Origin of the sequence: Aeromonas sp. S11(2024), assembly GCF_041402345.1 — a bacterium.
In the GTDB taxonomy this organism is placed as follows: Bacteria; Pseudomonadota; Gammaproteobacteria; order Enterobacterales; family Aeromonadaceae; genus Aeromonas; species Aeromonas veronii.
The window spans coordinates 1-16616 of sequence record NZ_JBGLRC010000003.1 but is presented as its reverse complement, the minus strand read 5'-3'; the positions used below and the strand labels follow the sequence as shown (position 1 = coordinate 16616).

13 protein-coding genes are annotated in these 16616 nt (G+C 57.6%); 8 read left to right on the top strand and 5 right to left on the bottom strand.

What is annotated here, in order from left to right:
- Nucleotides 1-12 precede the first annotated feature (12 nt).
- From ACB040_RS03335 to ACB040_RS03325, 3 genes are all read left to right on the top strand, one after another.
- Nucleotides 13-291 (top strand): hypothetical protein, encoded by a 279-nt coding sequence (locus tag ACB040_RS03335; RefSeq protein ID WP_371153231.1) that lies wholly within the window; start codon nt 13-15, stop codon nt 289-291.
- 89 nt (nt 292-380) lie between these two features.
- On the top strand, nt 381-3209 hold the full coding sequence (gene uvrA, locus ACB040_RS03330) for an excinuclease ABC subunit UvrA (RefSeq protein WP_108539364.1): 2829 nt from the start codon (nt 381-383) through the stop codon (nt 3207-3209).
- Nucleotides 3210-3330: 121 nt separating this feature from the next.
- Nucleotides 3331-5004: a diguanylate cyclase gene (locus tag ACB040_RS03325; RefSeq protein WP_338773607.1), complete on the top strand. Its 1674-nt coding sequence runs from the start codon at nt 3331-3333 to the stop codon at nt 5002-5004.
- On the opposite strand, the gene ACB040_RS03320 is transcribed toward ACB040_RS03325, so the two are convergent.
- The gene (locus tag ACB040_RS03320; RefSeq protein ID WP_019445201.1) at nt 5001-5132 is read right to left on the bottom strand and encodes a hypothetical protein; all 132 of its coding nucleotides are present in this window, start codon (nt 5130-5132) and stop codon (nt 5001-5003) included. The two genes, ACB040_RS03325 and ACB040_RS03320, sit on opposite strands and share 4 nt — an antisense overlap.
- A 330-nt stretch (nt 5133-5462) precedes the next feature.
- On the opposite strand from ACB040_RS03320, the gene ACB040_RS03315 reads away from it, so the two are divergent.
- From ACB040_RS03315 to ACB040_RS03305, 3 genes are all read left to right on the top strand, one after another.
- Entirely contained in the window at nt 5463-6077 is a 615-nt protein-coding gene (locus ACB040_RS03315) for an OmpW family outer membrane protein (protein WP_167570781.1), read from the top strand.
- A 222-nt stretch (nt 6078-6299) separates the two neighbouring features.
- On the top strand, nt 6300-8279 hold the full coding sequence (locus tag ACB040_RS03310) for a methyl-accepting chemotaxis protein (RefSeq protein WP_236767101.1): 1980 nt from the start codon (nt 6300-6302) through the stop codon (nt 8277-8279).
- 8 nt (nt 8280-8287) lie between these two features.
- Nucleotides 8288-9751 carry an ABC transporter substrate-binding protein gene (locus ACB040_RS03305; RefSeq protein WP_216950078.1) on the top strand — a complete coding sequence of 488 codons (1464 nt, stop codon included), beginning with the start codon at nt 8288-8290 and terminating at the stop codon, nt 9749-9751.
- Nucleotides 9752-9823: 72 nt separating this feature from the next.
- Here the strand turns inward: ACB040_RS03305 and ACB040_RS03300 are convergent, their stop codons facing one another.
- Nucleotides 9824-10624, bottom strand: a complete 801-nt coding sequence (locus ACB040_RS03300; RefSeq protein ID WP_338773609.1) for a GNAT family N-acetyltransferase — start codon at nt 10622-10624, stop codon at nt 9824-9826.
- 328 nt (nt 10625-10952) lie between these two features.
- Here ACB040_RS03300 and metF point away from each other — a divergent pair, with 328 nt between their 5' ends.
- The gene (metF, locus tag ACB040_RS03295; RefSeq protein WP_338773610.1) at nt 10953-11843 is read left to right on the top strand and encodes a methylenetetrahydrofolate reductase; all 891 of its coding nucleotides are present in this window, start codon (nt 10953-10955) and stop codon (nt 11841-11843) included.
- 69 nt (nt 11844-11912) lie between these two features.
- Here metF and ACB040_RS03290 read toward each other — a convergent pair whose 3' ends face one another.
- The gene (locus ACB040_RS03290; protein ID WP_103251915.1) at nt 11913-12977 is read right to left on the bottom strand and encodes a DUF3103 family protein; all 1065 of its coding nucleotides are present in this window, start codon (nt 12975-12977) and stop codon (nt 11913-11915) included.
- Between the two features lie 122 nt (nt 12978-13099).
- Nucleotides 13100-14275: a benzoate/H(+) symporter BenE family transporter gene (locus tag ACB040_RS03285; protein ID WP_335849413.1), complete on the bottom strand. Its 1176-nt coding sequence runs from the start codon at nt 14273-14275 to the stop codon at nt 13100-13102.
- Between the two features lie 119 nt (nt 14276-14394).
- Between ACB040_RS03285 and ACB040_RS03280 the strand changes: the two genes are divergently transcribed.
- The gene (locus tag ACB040_RS03280; RefSeq protein WP_019445207.1) at nt 14395-14964 is read left to right on the top strand and encodes a helix-turn-helix domain-containing protein; all 570 of its coding nucleotides are present in this window, start codon (nt 14395-14397) and stop codon (nt 14962-14964) included.
- 16 nt (nt 14965-14980) lie between these two features.
- Here ACB040_RS03280 and ACB040_RS03275 read toward each other — a convergent pair whose 3' ends face one another.
- The gene (locus ACB040_RS03275; RefSeq protein WP_338773615.1) at nt 14981-16177 is read right to left on the bottom strand and encodes an NnrS family protein; all 1197 of its coding nucleotides are present in this window, start codon (nt 16175-16177) and stop codon (nt 14981-14983) included.
- Nucleotides 16178-16616 lie beyond the last annotated feature (439 nt).

Genomic DNA, 16616 nt, shown 5'->3' with positions numbered 1-16616 from the left:
TTGTCCCTCAATATGGCGCAGAACGAGCAGGGGCTGTCACTTGCACCAACGCTGCTCAGCAAGCGCGACGCGACGGTGAGTGTCAGGTTGCTGGTACGCAGCGAAGGGGCGGTCGGGCGCAGCACGCAACAGCAGAGTCGTACTCTGTCGCTGCGGGCGGGGGAACTCAGGGAGGCGGGTAATATCGGCTTGGGTCTGCGCTGCCCCTATCGGGTCGAGGTGACCGCCCAGATCTGGCAAAGTGAGCGGCTGCTGCAGGAGATAAGGGAGCAGATGGCCTGTCCGGGATAAGGCGCATTTCATCCCGCAACTGTCTATTCATCCAGTAGTCTCTATGCCATACTGACTCGCTCAGGTTTCTGTATCGAGCGTGCAACAAGATGGAAAAGATCGTGGTCCGGGGTGCTCGCACCCACAACCTCAAGAACATCAATCTGACCCTGCCCCGCGACAAGCTGATCGTGGTCACCGGCCTCTCCGGTTCGGGCAAATCCTCTCTGGCGTTCGATACCCTCTATGCCGAGGGGCAGCGCCGCTATGTGGAGTCCCTCTCCGCCTATGCCCGCCAGTTCCTCTCCCTGATGGAGAAGCCTGACGTCGACCATATCGAGGGGCTCTCGCCCGCCATCTCCATCGAGCAGAAGTCCACCTCCCACAACCCGCGCTCGACCGTCGGCACCATCACCGAGATCTACGACTACCTGCGTCTGCTGTTCGCCCGGGTCGGTGAGCCGCGCTGCCCGACCCACGCCATTCCGCTCGCCGCCCAGACCATCAGCCAGATGGTGGATCAGGTGCTGGCCCAACCGGAGGGGAGCAAGCTGATGCTGCTGGCCCCGGTGGTGCGTGATCGCAAGGGGGAACACACCAAGCTGCTGGAGAATCTGGCGGCCCAGGGCTACATCCGTGCCCGTATCGACGGCGAGGTGTGCGATCTCTCCGATCCTCCTACGCTGGAGCTGCACAAGAAGCACACTATCGAGGTGGTAGTGGATCGCTTCAAGGTGCGCGAGGATCTGGCGCTGCGTTTGGCCGAGTCGTTTGAGACGGCGCTGACCCTCTCCGGCGGCATCGTGCTGGTGGTGCCGATGGATGGGGATGAGGGAGTTGCCCCCATGACCTTCTCCGCCAACTTTGCCTGCCCGGAGTGCGGCTACTCCATGTCGGAGCTGGAGCCGCGCATCTTCTCCTTCAACAATCCGGCCGGTGCCTGTCCGACCTGCGACGGCCTCGGGGTGCAGCAATATTTCGATCCGGCCAAGGTGATCGGCGATCCGGCCATCAGCCTGGCCAACGGCGCCATCCGTGGCTGGGACAAGCGCAGCTTCTACTACTTCCAGATGCTCAAATCCCTCTCCGAGCACTACAAGTTCGATCTGGAAACGCCGTGGGAAGATCTGCCGGTCAAGACCCAGGAGGTGATCCTGCGCGGCTCCGGTCGCACCGAGATCGAGTTCCGCTACATGAACGACCGCGGCGACGTGGTGGTGCGCAAGCACCCGTTCGAGGGGATCCTGCACAACATGGAGCGACGCTACCGGGAAACCGAGTCCAACTCGGTGCGTGAAGAGCTCTCCAAATACATCGCCAACAAATCCTGTACCAGCTGCGGTGGCAGCCGACTGCGGGAGGAGGCACGCCACGTCTTCGTCGACAACCGCAACCTGCCGGCCATCGCCGAGCAGTCCATCGGTGATGCACTGGCCTTCTTCGAAGGGTTGAACCTGACCGGCCAGCGTGCCCAGATTGCCGAGAAGATATTGAAAGAGATCGTCGAGCGGCTCGGCTTCCTGGTGAACGTCGGTCTCAACTACCTGAGCCTGTCGCGCAGCGCCGAGACCCTATCCGGTGGTGAAGCGCAGCGCATTCGACTGGCCAGCCAGATTGGTGCCGGTCTGGTGGGGGTGATGTATGTACTCGACGAGCCCTCCATCGGCCTGCACCAGCGTGACAATGAGCGGCTGCTCAAGACCCTCACCCATCTGCGCGATCTCGGCAACACGGTGATCGTGGTGGAGCACGACGAGGATGCCATTCGACTCGCCGACCACGTGCTCGATATCGGCCCGGGGGCGGGTGTGCACGGTGGCGAAATTGTTGCGCAGGGCACCCCCCAGCAGATCATCGACAATCCGGAGTCGCTGACCGGTGACTACCTCTCCGGCCGCAAGCAGATCGCCATTCCGGCCGAGCGCACCCCGCTTACCGGCAAGTGGCTGAAACTCAAGGGGGCGAGCGGCAACAACCTGCGCAACGTCAACCTGGATCTGCCCATCGGCGTGATGACCTGCGTCACCGGCGTCTCCGGCTCCGGCAAGTCGACCCTGATCAACGACACCCTGTTCCGCATCGCCCACCGTGAGCTGAACAAGGCGACCGAGTCTACGCCTGCGCCTTATCGCAGCGTGGAAGGGCTGGAGCATCTGGACAAGGTGGTGGATATCGACCAGAGCCCCATCGGCCGTACCCCGCGCTCCAACCCGGCCACCTATACCGGTTTGTTCACTCCGATCCGCGAGCTGCTCTCCGGCACCCAGGAGGCGCGTTCGCGCGGCTACCAGCCGGGCCGCTTCTCCTTCAACGTGAAGGGGGGCCGCTGCGAAGCGTGTCAGGGGGATGGGGTCATCAAGGTGGAGATGCACTTCCTGCCCGATGTCTACGTGCCGTGCGACGTCTGCAAGGGCAAGCGCTACAACCGCGAGACCCTGGAGGTGAAGTACAAGGGCAAGAACATCCACGAGATCCTCGAGATGACGGTGGAAGATGCCCGCGAGTTCTTCGATCCTGTGCCGGCAGTGGCGCGCAAGCTGCAGACCTTGATGGACGTGGGCCTCTCCTATATCCGTCTCGGCCAGTCGGCCACCACGCTGTCGGGCGGCGAGGCGCAGCGGGTCAAGCTGGCGCGCGAGCTCTCCAAGCGGGACACCGGCCAGACTCTATACATTCTGGATGAGCCGACCACAGGGCTGCACTTCCACGATATCCAGCAACTGCTCAAGGTGCTGCACCAGCTGCGGGATCGCGGCAATACCATCGTCATCATCGAGCACAATCTGGATGTGGTAAAAACTGCCGACTGGATCGTCGATTTGGGTCCGGAGGGAGGGGCAGGTGGTGGCCGTATTCTGGTGACGGGGACGCCGGAAGAGATTTGCACCAATAAAGAGTCTCATACAGCTCGTTTTTTACGACCGCTATTGGCGCGATAAGCCGTTATAATCGAGGGGCCTTTGGCCCCTTTTTGTTATAAAAATCGGGAGCATAGGGGGAAGCTCGTCAAGTGTGGGCAGGCTTGGCATCTCAGCATCATGGTAATGGATATATCGGGTTATGGCTCAGGCTCCGCGCACGATTGATCATCAGTTGGCTTACTCCATGTTCCCCATCTGGCTGGGGGCGATCCTGCTATTGCTGGTCCTGCTGGCGTGGGCCCAGATCCCGGCCGCCAGCCGGATTGAAGAGCAGCGAATGAAGGAGCATCTGCTGCGCGTGACCAAGGCGGTTCAGGCGGATGTGGCCGCTCTGGATGCATTCAGTCGGGATTGGGGCATCTGGGATGACAGTCACCGTTTTATGGACAACAAAAGCAGGGGGTACATCGAATCCAATCTGTTCAGTGATATGCCGATGCGGGATTTTAGTCTCAACCTGATGAGCTTCATGGATCTCACCGGCTACGAAATCTGGACGCGCACCCTGCTACCCGATGCGCCGGGGATCAATCCGGATCAGTTTCCCTACTTCCTTGATGAACTGAAAAAGCAGTTGAGAGAACGCTCGGTGGCGCAAGGGGGCATCAATCTGCACGGGATCCGCGCTTCCCAGTGGGGGCCGCTGATGTACTCGTGGCAGCCGATCAGAAACAGTGACGAGTCGGCTCCGTTCAATGGTTTCTTGCTGGTTGTACGTTGGCTCGACAAGGCCTATCTCGAGCAGGTATCGGAGCGTACCGCGCTGCCACTGGCGATCTCCCACGCCAATCTGGATGTCACCGCTACCTTCAAACCACTGAAACCGCAAATAACGTATCGCCTGATCGACCTTGGGCTCACCCGGCTCAGGGGAGAGGTGCGACTGCTCAACAGCGATAACCAGCCGGTACTGACTCTGGTGATTGAGGAGGAGAGAAAGATCTTGAGTGGCGTCATGGAGGGAGCGCTCTGGACCTTTATCGGCATGCTGTTTATCAGTTTTATCTGCGTCATGATCGCCATGTACCGGCTCAACAGCATTGTGCTCACCCCGTTGCAGCAGCTGGTGTCGGCGCTGCAACGCTTTGGCGATCGGCCAGATGCCACCTTGATCCCCTATATCGACAGCAGCGCCGAGATGGCGACCCTGAGCGGCAAGTTCAAGGAGATGGCCAGCAAGGTCAGTCAGCAACACGATGATTTGTTGGAAAAATCCAGCCAGATGGAGATGGCTGCATTCACCGACCCCTTGACCCGTTGTTTCAATCGTCGCTATCTCGATGGTTGGTTGCAGGCCAACTGGGCCAAACCTTGTCTGTTATTGCTGCTGGATCTGGATCATTTCAAGCGGATCAATGACCGCCTTGGCCATGACATCGGGGATCTGGTGCTGAAACAGCTGGCGGAGCTGCTGCGCAAGGTGGTGACAGGAGAGCGCGAGCCGATCATCCGGCTGGGCGGGGAGGAGTTCTTGTTGCTGCTACAAGTGGATGACGAGCAAGAGTTGGCGCTGCGGGTCGAATATCTGCGCCAGCGTGTCGCTCAGCACCGCTTTGGCAGAGAGGATGCGCCACTCTGGTTGACGGTGTCGCTGGGGTTCTGCCGCTATCCGTTGCATCCGGAATACCCGGATTCATTCTGGAGTCATAGCTTCAAACTGGCGGACATGGCGCTGTATCAGGCCAAAGTCGGCGGGCGAAATCGGTGGTGTGGCTATGCTGGTACCCTCTCTGCGGAGGGAATTGGCCAGACTCCGGAACAGCTTGCTGAAGGGGGGAATATCACCCTGCTGCACTCTGTCAATCCGGATTAACCCTGCCGTACCAATACCAGATAGGCCAGGGCGACAATAAAACCGAGCAGGATAAAGAGAAAGGATCCGATTCCCCACACGGCCGCGAGAAAGGCCCCCACCTTTTGCCATTTCGACTCATTTTTCATAAATAAACCATTACTTCCCAGTAACTTGTATGGCGCAAAAAATACGCTGATTTGCCCATATTAACAACAATTAATAGCCACTCTGTCGCGCAATAAGATGTGGTTTGTTTGCTCCTTTTGGCGCTGGATGCGGGTAGTTACAACCTGTCGAAACAGGTATTTCAGCTTGTTGTCTGGGGGCTCAACGAGAGTGAGATGGTGCGCAAAGATGTCACACCAATCGATTTATTTCTGTGCAACCTTTGCTCCAAGTCAATAACTTTGCATTTACAAGGGCATATAGTCAGCGGGCTTACAGCATCAAATGAAAACAAAAAAAGGGATTACGTGATGAAAAAATTACTTCCTCTGATGATTGCCGCTGCAGTGACCTCTCCTTTCGCCATGGCCCATCAGGCTGGTGATATTCTGGTTCGTGGTGGTTTGGCCATCGTTTCTCCTCAGGAGAGCAGTGATGACGTGGCGGGTCACGGAGAGTTCGAGATTAACAGCAACCAACAGCTTGGCCTGACCCTCGGTTATATGATCACCGACAACTGGGGGGTTGAGTTGCTGGCTGCAACTCCTTTCTCCCATCGAGTGAGTACTCGCGATCTTGGTGAAATTGCCAAGGTTAAGCATCTGCCTCCAACACTAATGGCCCAATACTATTTTGGCGATGCCCAGAGCAAGGTTCGCCCGTATGTTGGTGTGGGCGTGAACTACACCACCTTCTTTGATGAGAAGGGGGTGGGAGCACTTGATGGTGCGAATATCAGCCTTGACGACTCTTGGGGTTTGGCAGGTCAGGTCGGTATTGATATGGCGGTTACAGATCGCTGGTTTGTGAACGGTTCTGCCTGGATTATGGACATTGACACTGATGTCAAAGTCGATGGCGTTGGCACTTTTAAAACACATATCGACCCGATGGCCTTTATGGTGGGTGTTGGCTACCGCTTCTAATGATTCTGACTGCGGTTCTGAACGGACCGCGGAAGATAGCAAAGTACGTCTCTTTCAGCCCGGCTTGTGCCGGGCTTTTTTTGGTTGGCTGATTTTGTCTGTACTGTGATCCAACCCGATACAAATCAATTAAATACCTGCCGCTTTATTTCAGTTATTCGCCACCCCTGCCGATAGTGACTATGTTCACTTTACCTTCCCCCAATGAGTGAGGATGTCTCCATGGGTTTATCTATCGTGCAGCGGATCATCGCCGGATTCGTGTTGATGCTGCTGTTGCTGATCCTGCTTGGTGTGATCAGTACCTTTAAAATCAAGGGTATAAATGACGGCCTCTCTGCCGTATCTGACCGGGCAACCCCGCTGGTGGTGGCTGTCGCAGGTCTCAAGGGGGCATTGCAGGATAGTAACCGCTGGGTGCTGGTCTACCGCACCAGTGAAGATGCTGCCCAGTTGCCGCAGTTGGCCAATCAGTTCAAGGAGCAACAGAACCGCTTCGCCCAGCTGAGTCAGGAGATGGGTAAATTTACCGACGTAGCGGATGCTCGTGCCCGCTTCCAGCAGGTCGAGAGTGCTACCACCCAATTTTATGGCTTGGCGGATCAGGTGTTAGCCCAGCATCGGCAGTGGGTCAGTGCACTGGAGCAGCGCCACAAGCTGGAGATGGAATTTATCCGTCTTGAGGATACCTACCAGTGGGCGGCGGATCTGCTGCTGCAACAGACCGCTAGCAAGCGCTCCATGCGCAACAAGGCGGAGCTCATTACCTCGGGTATCGCTCGCGATCTGAAGAATATCCGCCGTGCCGATGCCAGAACCGACCTGAACGAGCTGGAAAAGGTACTCAGCAAGGACATCGAGATGGCCCGCAAGCGGTTGGAGCGGGTGCTGGTGCCTGATGATGTGAAAGCGCGCTTTGTCTCTAATCTGGATCGGATGCAGGAGCTGGCACTTGGCGCTCAGGGCTTGCTGGCAACCATGCGTCAGGCTCAGCAACTGGCGCTGTCGCTGGCCACACAAAATCAGCAGCTGGATGCCAGTCTGGTCAATAGCCTCAATTTGCTCGATGAGATGGGCAAGTCTGCCGGAGCCATCGCCAGCGATAGCCGGATCAATGCCGATGCAGCGGTCAGTAGCGCCAGCTTCTGGATCCTGGTGGTTGCCGCGATGTCGGCCGCAGCCGCGCTGGTGATCGGCTATACCACTGCGCGCAGCATTCAGCGCCCGTTGCAGATGATCAACAAGGAGCTCGATTACATGGCGGCCGGTGACATGACCCGCCGCATCAACTACCGTAGCAGTTGCGAATTTGGCAGCCTCTCTCGCTCCATCGATACGCTGGCGGGCAAGACCGGTGAACTCCTCTCTCAAATCAATGCGGGCTCTCGCCATCTGGTGGATGAGGCGAGCCGCGCCGCCGAGATCAGCGAACGGGCCATGTCCCGGGTACAGGAGCAGAAGAGCCAGACCGATCAGGTGGCCGCCGCCATTACCGAGCTGGAAGTGAGCGCCACCGAGGTGGCCCGCTCTACCGATGGCACCAAGCGCGAAGTGGATCTGGCCGATGAAGAGGCGCGCAATGGTCGCCAGAAAGTGGCCACCACTCGCCGGATCACCGAGCAGCTCGCTGGCGCCATGGAAGAGGCGGTCGGGATCACCTACAAACTTGGGGAATTCAGTAACAACATCGGCAGCATTCTCGATGTGATCCGCAGTATTGCCGAGCAGACCAACCTGCTGGCATTGAACGCCGCCATCGAAGCGGCCCGTGCTGGTGATGCTGGTCGCGGTTTTGCGGTGGTGGCCGATGAGGTACGGGCGCTGGCCAATCGCACCCAGACTTCGACCGAAGAGATCCAGGGGATGATTGAGAACCTGCAAAGCTCCAGCAAGCATGTGGTTGAAGTGATGGGGCGTAGCCAGGAGCAGACCCAAAGCTGTGTCGAGCAGACCCGCGAGATGGATTTGGCGCTGCAATCCATTGCCGATCGGATGGGGGCCATCAAGTCGATGGCGGATCAGGTGGCCCATGCCGCTCAGGAGCAGATCTCCGTCAGTCAGGGGGTCGCTCGTCATATCGCCGGTATTGCCGATGTGGCATACGAGACTGAGCGGGAGGCGCGCGAATCCGCCAGCAGCAGCGAAGTGCTGGCCGACCTGGTCGCCAAACAGCAGCAATTGATCGCACATTTCAAGGTCTAGGAGGGCTTATGTCTAAAAAGTGGATTGGAGCCCTGAGTCTCCTGTTGTGTGGCCAGCTGATGGCCAGCGAGCTGGTGATTGAAAGCTGGCGAACCGATGACAAGGCGTTGTGGGAGCAGAAGATTATCCCGGCGTTTGAAGCGGCGCATCCCGGCATCAAGGTGAGTTTTCATCCGGTGCAAAACGTCAACTACATGCCCACCCTGTGGGAGAGCCTGAAAGGGGGCAAGGCGGGGGATCTCATTACCTGTCGTCCATTTGATGACTCGCTCGCCCTGTTCAAGGCGGGCCATCTGGCAGAACTGACCGAAATGGCAGGGATGGAGAACTTTCCGAGTTTTGCCCAGTCACCGTGGCAGACCGATTCCGGTGCCCAGACTTTCTGCGTGCCGATGGCCTCGGTGATCCATGGCTTCTTCTATAACAAGAAGATCTTCAGTGAGTTGGGGCTCACCTTGCCGCAAACCCGCGATCAGTTCTTCGCTGTGCTGGACAAGATCAAGGCCGACGGTCGCTATGTGCCGCTGGCCATGAGCGGTTCCGAGAGCTGGGTTGCCTCCGAACTGGGGTTCCAGAACATTGGCCCCAACTACTGGAAGGGGGAGGACGGCCGTCTGGCACTGATTGGTGGGCAGGAGCGGTTGGACAACCCGCAATATGTGAAGGTGTTCGACGAGCTGGCCCGCTGGCGTTCCTACCTCGGTGAAGGTGGCGAGAGCCGCGATTATGCGACCAGCAACGAGCTGTTCACCTCGGGCAAGGCCGCCTTCTACGTGGCGGGCTCCTGGGAGATTGCCCCCTTCACCGGCAAGGTCGATTTTGGCGTCATGCGCCCGCCGGTGGCCAAACAGGGTGATGGCTGTTTCTTTACCGATCACACCGATATCGGTATGGGGATGAACCCTGCCAGCAAGAACAAAGAGGGGGCGATGGCTTTCCTGCAGTGGCTGACGACGCCGCAATTTGCCGAGCTCTATACCAACTCGTTGCCGGGATTCTTCTCCCTCTCCAACCACTTCTTCGATGTCACCAATCCGGCGGCCAAAGAGATGATGGAGTGGCGTGATCAGTGTGACTCGACCATTCGGGTGGCGACCCAGATCCTCTCCCGTGGTACGCCCAAGTTGGGGGATGAACTGGCCGAGGTGAGTCAGGCTGTGTTGCTTGGCAAGATGGAGCCCAAGGCTGCCGCAGATCGACTGGAAGGTGGCTTGAGGGGCTGGTATGCCCCTCATCAGGGCAACAAGGCCAAGAGCACGGATTGTCAGTGTGATGCGGTTGCCCCTGCTCCGGTTTCTGCTCCGACGACTGAGGTGTCCGCAGCCCCCGCGACCAGTGAAACATCGGCCGTGGTGTCACCTGCTGTGACTCCCGCAGAACCCGTATCAGCGGCCCCATTACCGGCGCCGTCGGATGAGGTGGAGCAGGCGCTCTCCAACGAGCTGGAGGCGCCACAGCAGCCACAGCAATAGGTCATCGGCATCAATAAAAACGGGAGGCATCAGCCTCCCGTTTTTTATGGCTCGCGGCCAGCAGGTATCGCTTTATTGTGCTTCGTGGGGCCAGCGGCAGAGGCTGCCGATGCGGGCAACCGGGGCAAACCCCAGAGAGCGGTAAATGCGCTGGGCATGGTAATGCTCGTCAGCCACTATGATCAGCTGTTTGGCGCGAGACAATCCTGCGCGAGCCACTTGACTCAGCAGCTGGCGGCATAACCCCTGGTTGCGCCACGCATGGTGCGTGCGTACCAATTGGAAGCGCCCAAGTGTGCCGCAAAAGAAGAGACCACAGCTGGCGACCAGTTGCCCCTCTTGCCAGATCCCCCACCAGTCCCCGAGACCATCGGCAATCATGGCCTGATAGAGCGCCTGGCGGGATCGCAGATAGGGGAGATAGCTCTGTTCAGAGTGTCCCTCATCCCGCTCATGGAGTTCGAAGTCGAGCCACTCAGGCCAATCAGCAATGGTGAAGGTACGTGCCTCAACCTTGTTCATGTCGCCGTGCGGGGGTGGGCAACTCTGTTCATCCAGCGCCAGCACCACGCACTCCATATATTGGTAACCCGTTGCGACAAAACCGGCGATCCGGCTGTTTTGCCCGGCTGCCAGTGGCCATTGGAAGGTGCGGTGGCGCACTCGAGGATCTTGACCGATCAACTGATCGAATGCGGCTTCCAGCCAGCCTTTGTCACGGTCGCTCGGCGGGGTGGGGAGCAGCAGGTAGTTGCCGAAGTAGTAATCGGGAGCATCCGGCGTGCGAACCGCCCAGAACTGATCGTGCTGAACAACCTCGCCCTGATAGCGATCGAACAGCAAGTCGGTGGCAAAGCCGGGATGGGTATCCATGATGGTGCTCCTGCAAAGACTCATTCTGTTATCGGCAGGAGTGGGAAATAGATGAAAAGGGGCCGGAGAAACCTCCGGCCAAACAATCACACGCAGATTCAGAACGTCCAGGACGATCTGCCCCATCATAACTCGACTGGGGCAATTTTGGGATGGGCACTTTTCGGTTACGTACCGTTAATTTTGTAAATATGAAGTTCGTCAGATCGGATGTGAGGTAAATCCCTGTTGACTTTGTGTCGTTTTGCTCATAAATATAAAGACGTTTAGACGTCCAAACATCCGTTTTGACGTAGGCAGATGGATTGCAGGACAGGGAGAAGAGCAGATGGGATTTCACAGTGCACGTCATGTTGAGGCGCTCAACCAGAGCTTGGCAGATTTGAATGGCGATATATCGGTCAGTTTCGAGTTTTTTCCGCCCAATAGTGAAGGGATGGAAAATACCCTCTGGCAGTCCATTGAACGGCTGAAAGTGCTGGAACCCAAGTTCGTCTCCGTCACCTATGGCGCCAACTCCGGCACCCGTGATCGCACCCACAAGGTGATCAAGGACATCAAGGAGCGGACCGGTCTGATTGCGGCGCCTCACCTGACCTGTATCGATGCCAGTCGCGACGAGCTGCGCACCATCGCCCGCGACTACTGGAATAGCGGTATTCGTCATATCGTGGCTCTGCGCGGTGATTTGCCGCAGGGGTTGGAGAAGCCGGATATGTATGCCACCGATCTGGTTGCTCTGCTCAAGTCAGAGGCGGACTTCGATATCTCGGTTGCCGCCTATCCGGAAGGTCACCCGGAGGCCAAGAGTGCGCAATCCGACCTGCTCAACCTTAAGCGCAAGATCGATGCTGGTGCCAACCGTGCTATCACCCAATTCTTCTTCGATGTGGAAACTTACTTGCGCTTTCGGGATCGCTGCGCCGCCATTGGTATTGATGCCGAAATCGTGCCGGGGATCCTGCCGGTTTCCAACTATCAGACCCTGGCCAAGTTTGCCGGTTTTACCAACGTGAAGATCCCGCGCTGGATGCATCAGCGTTTCGAGGGACTGGATAACGATCAGATGACCCGCAATCTGGTGGGGGCGAGCATCGCCATCGATCAGGTGCGCGTGCTGAGTCAGGAAGGGGTGAAGGATTTCCACTTCTATACCCTGAACCGCTCCGAGCTGACTTATGCCATCTGCCATACTCTGGGGGTTCGTCCCAAGGGTTGACCGGTGGTCACCGCGATAAAAGCAAAAAGCCAATGAGTTGCTCATTGGCTTTTTCGTTATGGCCGATTATCAAGGTCTGGTCGGGGCGATCTCTTTTGGCTCAAGATCGATAACCGCATTACCGGCAGCTCCCGGATACTGGCGATAGACCTGATCCTGCTCCAGTGTGTAGAAGGTATCCAGATAGTCGTCGTTGTTGGTCATCCAGGAGTCGGGCAGCGCCTTGACGATGCGACCGCCGAGATCGAGGAAGGGCAGTGCTTCCGGCACGCCACCCGCGGTAAAGCCGAGTTTGAGGGCTTCAATCAGCAGGGCGCTCAGCTCCTTGTAGTTGACGTTGTCATCCTGCTCCATCATCACCACATCGACGGCACCCCAGCGATAGCGATCCCAGTAAACCAGGATCTGGTTGGGGGTGTAGTCTGTGTTGTCATAGTCGAGGTAGGGCATGTCGACAATATCGACTACTGGCTCATCCCGACTGGGATTAACCCCTGCGACCACCGCATACACTTCGGCCGCGCCGAGCAGCCAGGGCTCCTGATCATCCTTCAGTCTGATCTTTTTCAGGATACTGGTCTTGAGCGGCGCCGTGCTGGCCGCCACTCGCGGAGCGCTTTGCAGATCAGCATCGGCCAGCGCTTTGCGCATTACCTTCAAGCCTGCGTTTTTGGCTTTGACGGGATCGGCTTCGACTACCAGAACCGGCCGGGCCGGTGCCTTGTCCACATCCAGATAGACGGGATTGCCAGCGCTGTCGAACGCTTCAATGGCGCTCCAGCTCTTCTCATCCCCACTAGGAACATAGGCGACCAGCGGTTCGACCCCCTGTTGCAGTGCGGCGGCCTGATCGGTGTTGGCCAGTCGCAATTGCATCAGTTGCTTGACCTCGCCATCCAGTCCTTGCCGGCTGATGGCCGCCTGGTTGGCATCGCTCGCCTGCCGTTTAAGCCGTGGGCTGGCCTTCTGCAGCAGGTTGGGAAGCGGGCTCTGGTATTGCTGGTTGCTCAGCAGGGGCAGCAGGTTTTTCTGCTGAAGTGCGAGCTGGCGAGCCAGCTCTCGATCCGTATCGGCAGCCTGGACGCTCGCAGCACCCAGTATGGCCAGTAGTAACAAGACAGCCTGATTTTTCATTTTTATACTCCGTTGCATGGAACCTGACAGGGCACCATGTCCGGGAAGATTGGTGCCCTGGCACCACTAGAAGGAAATTAGTTTCACTTGTGAATCATTTTATCTGGATAGTGTGCAGAGGTTCACGGTTTGAGGTTCAATTGATTCCTTTGTCGATATGATTGGAACTGATAGATAGCCAGACCAATCAGCAGACCCCAGCAGGCTGCCGCGATGCCGAGCAGGCTGATCCCGGACGCGGTAATGATAAAGGTGAGCAGTGCAGCTTCTCGCGCTTCATCCTGTTGCAAGGCTGAGTGCAGGCTGCTGCCGATGGTGCTTAGCAGGGCCAAACCAGCGACGCAGGTGACAAGAGCTGCCGGAAAGGCGCTAAACAGGGCCGCGACGGTTGCACCGAAGCAGCCGGTCACAAGATAAAAGCAACCCGCCCAAACCGCAGCAGGCCAGCGGCGCTTGGTATCCGGGTCGACCTCTTTGCCCATGCAGATGGCGGCAGTGATGGCGGCCAGATTGAAGGCATAGCCGCCAAAAGGGGCGAGCAGCAGGCCAGTCAGGCCGGTCCAGCTGATCAGCGAGGAGGTGGAAGGCTGATAGCCGTGGGTCCGCAAGATGGCAATTCCCGGCATGTTTTGCGATGTCATGGTGACAATGAACAGCGGCAGCGCGATACCAAACAGAGCATCAAGGGAGAAGGCTGGCCATGTCCAGACCGGGCTGGCGAGTTGCCAGTGAAGGGTGCCCATTTGCAAATCCCCCCGCACGCTGCAGATCAGCATTCCCACTCCCAGTACCAGCACCATGGTATAGCGGGGCCAGAGATGACGACCCAGCAGGAAGGCCAGCAGCAGGGTGCCAAGCAGCAAGGGATCTTGCGGGGCGACCTTGAACAGATCCAATCCGAATCTGAGCAGCACGCCAGCGAGCATGGCGGCGGCCAGTGGAGTCGGGATATGTTTCATCAAACGGTCGAACCAGCCGCTGATGCCACACAGCGTGATCAGCAGGGAGGAGATCACAAAGGCGCCGATCGATTCCGCCAGAGTGAAGTTGCCCAGCGTGGTGATCAGCAGTGCCGCGCCCGGTGTGGACCAGGCGGTTAGTATGGGTATGCGGTAATAGAGAGAGAGGCCGATGCAGCTCACCCCCATGCCGATCCCCAGCGTCCAGAGCCAAGAGGCGACTTGAGCAGTATCAGCACCTGCTGCCGTGGCGGCCTGGATGATCAGGATGACGGAACTGGTGTAGCCGACCATCACGGCGATCAAGCCTGCGACCAGATGGGGGAGTGCGAAGGGCATGACTCTTCCTCTTGGCGTTGTGACGCGCTGTGCGTTATTACGTACAATACAGCTTTGACTATATCGCTGTGCGCTATAGCGCACAAGGTGCATCGTGCAAGAGTAATAAAGAGGCAGTTATGCAAGAGATGAGTCAGCACCTGGCTGCTCGACTGAAGGGGCTGCGCAGCGAGCGCGGCTGGAGCCTGGATGCCGCCGCGCGCGAAACGGGCGTCAGCAAGGCGATGCTGGGGCAGATTGAGCGGGGAGAGTCCAGCCCGACAGTGGCGACGCTGTGGAAGATAGCCACCGGTTTTCGAGTCTCATTTTCCAGTTTTATTGAGCCCACACCCGCTGCGCAGGCAGAGGTGCTCTATCGCACCGCCGATGCCATTCGCCAGCAGCCAGCGGGAGAGGGCATGCAAGTGGCACCGCTCTTCCCTTATGAAAACCGGTTTGGTTTCGAGTTGCTTGAGCTGACCCTGTTGCCGGGTTACCAGCGTGAGTCCGAGCCCCATGAGCCGGGAGTGACCGAGCATGTCATCGTCATCAGCGGCATGATGGAGGTGCTGGTGGAAGGGGAGTGGCGCTCACTGGTGCAAGGGGAGGCGGTGCGTTTTGCTGCCGATCGCCCCCATGGTTATCGCAATCTGGGCATAGCCCCGGCGATCTTCCACAACTTGATCCACTATCCGGTGGCAACACCCTGAACATGTTCCGCAGTCATCAACCCGGTCGACCATCTGCTCTGGGGCGGATCAGTATCGGGGTATAGACCCAGACAAACAGACCATAGGCAGCGATCCAGGCAAGCGCGCTGAGGTTCCAGCCATGCAGGGTATAAGCAGGCCAGAACAGGGGAATCGCCACCCGCATTGTGGCGGCAGCGATAACCAGGGCGAATGCGCCAGTGATCCTGCGTCCTACCTGCAAGGCTCGACCGCTATGGCCGAGGGAGACTCGTGCAATCATACCCAGAATCATGGTCCCCATGCAGCCTGCGCTAAGCAGGTGACTGGCCATCGACAACGTGATGGGCTGACCCGCGCTATGTGCCGCAAGTGCGAGTAGGCCAAGAGGGATAAACAGATAGGCGAGATGGAGTGACCACAGCAGGGGATGCGCAAGGGTCGATGGCAGATGCCAACGCAATTGCCGCCACAGATGCAAACTCGCCGCCACTATATAGAGAGGCACTATATATATGCTGGTGACCCATTGGGTGGGGAGCAGCAGCCAGCAGAGCAAGATAAGCCACTGTGTCGCGAGCGCAGTCCGTTCCAGCCAGAGTCGAGGTGCAGCTTTCTCCTGACCGGTTGCTCGGGCGGTGAAGAACGGAATCACCCTTCCACCCATCACGGCTATGAGGGTGGTAAACAACAGCACCGTTGTGATCAGCAGATGCTCAACGGTGGTCCAATCGGCCTGCCATAACCAGCTGGCGCCATTGAGCAGGGTCAGTATCAACAACAGGGGCACGAAGAAGAGGTTGCGCCATTGCCGGGTTATCAAGATAGGCTTGGCAAGGAACCAGGCGCAAAGCGGCAACCAGAGCAGGTCTGCCAACATCAGAAGCGTATTCTCTTCACCCAGCCAGGGTAACAAGGTCCTTGGCAACATCCACAACCCCACCACCATTGCCAATGGCCAGCTCCGAACACCGGGATGGGCCGTCCAGTTCTGCACCGCGGTGAGCAGAAAACCCGCAACGATGGCAGCCCCGAAACCAAACAGCATCTCATGACCATGCCACCAGATCGGGTTGGCAATCCCTGGCAAGGTTAGCCAACCGTTGAGCTGCCCCAGCCAGAGCAACATGGCGATGGCAGCAAACAGAGCCCCGAATAAGAAGAAGGGTCGGAACCCCAGGCGGAACAGCGGGACGATTTGCTCTTCCTTATGGCTATCGAGGATTTGATGCATGAGGGCATTCCAATTAAACATTTTAGATGGCAATTATAAAATTGGCTTTTCAAATGTTCAATTTAAATCCGGCAATAGTCAGAATTGATGCCATTTCGAGCAAAAAAATAGGTGGTTGCTTGATATCTGAGCGAACGAACTTTTTTGCTGAAAAAGCCCTTGTCATCGCGGCGTGGCTCCCTATAATGCGCACCTACCAGCACGGCGGAACACGCCGAACTGATGAGCCAGCTTCCTAGCGAAGTGGGCGCCGAAAAAAAGCGAAAAAAATCGCTTGACTTTCGAAGTGAGAAGTGTAATATGCGCCTCCTCAACGCGACAAGCGTGACGCTCTTTAACAATTTGAATCAAGCAATCTGTGTGGGCACTCACAGCATCGAACATCAAAACAATTTTTGATTTTCAATGTCTGGTGAAGTGACCAAGACGATTTCTTAGC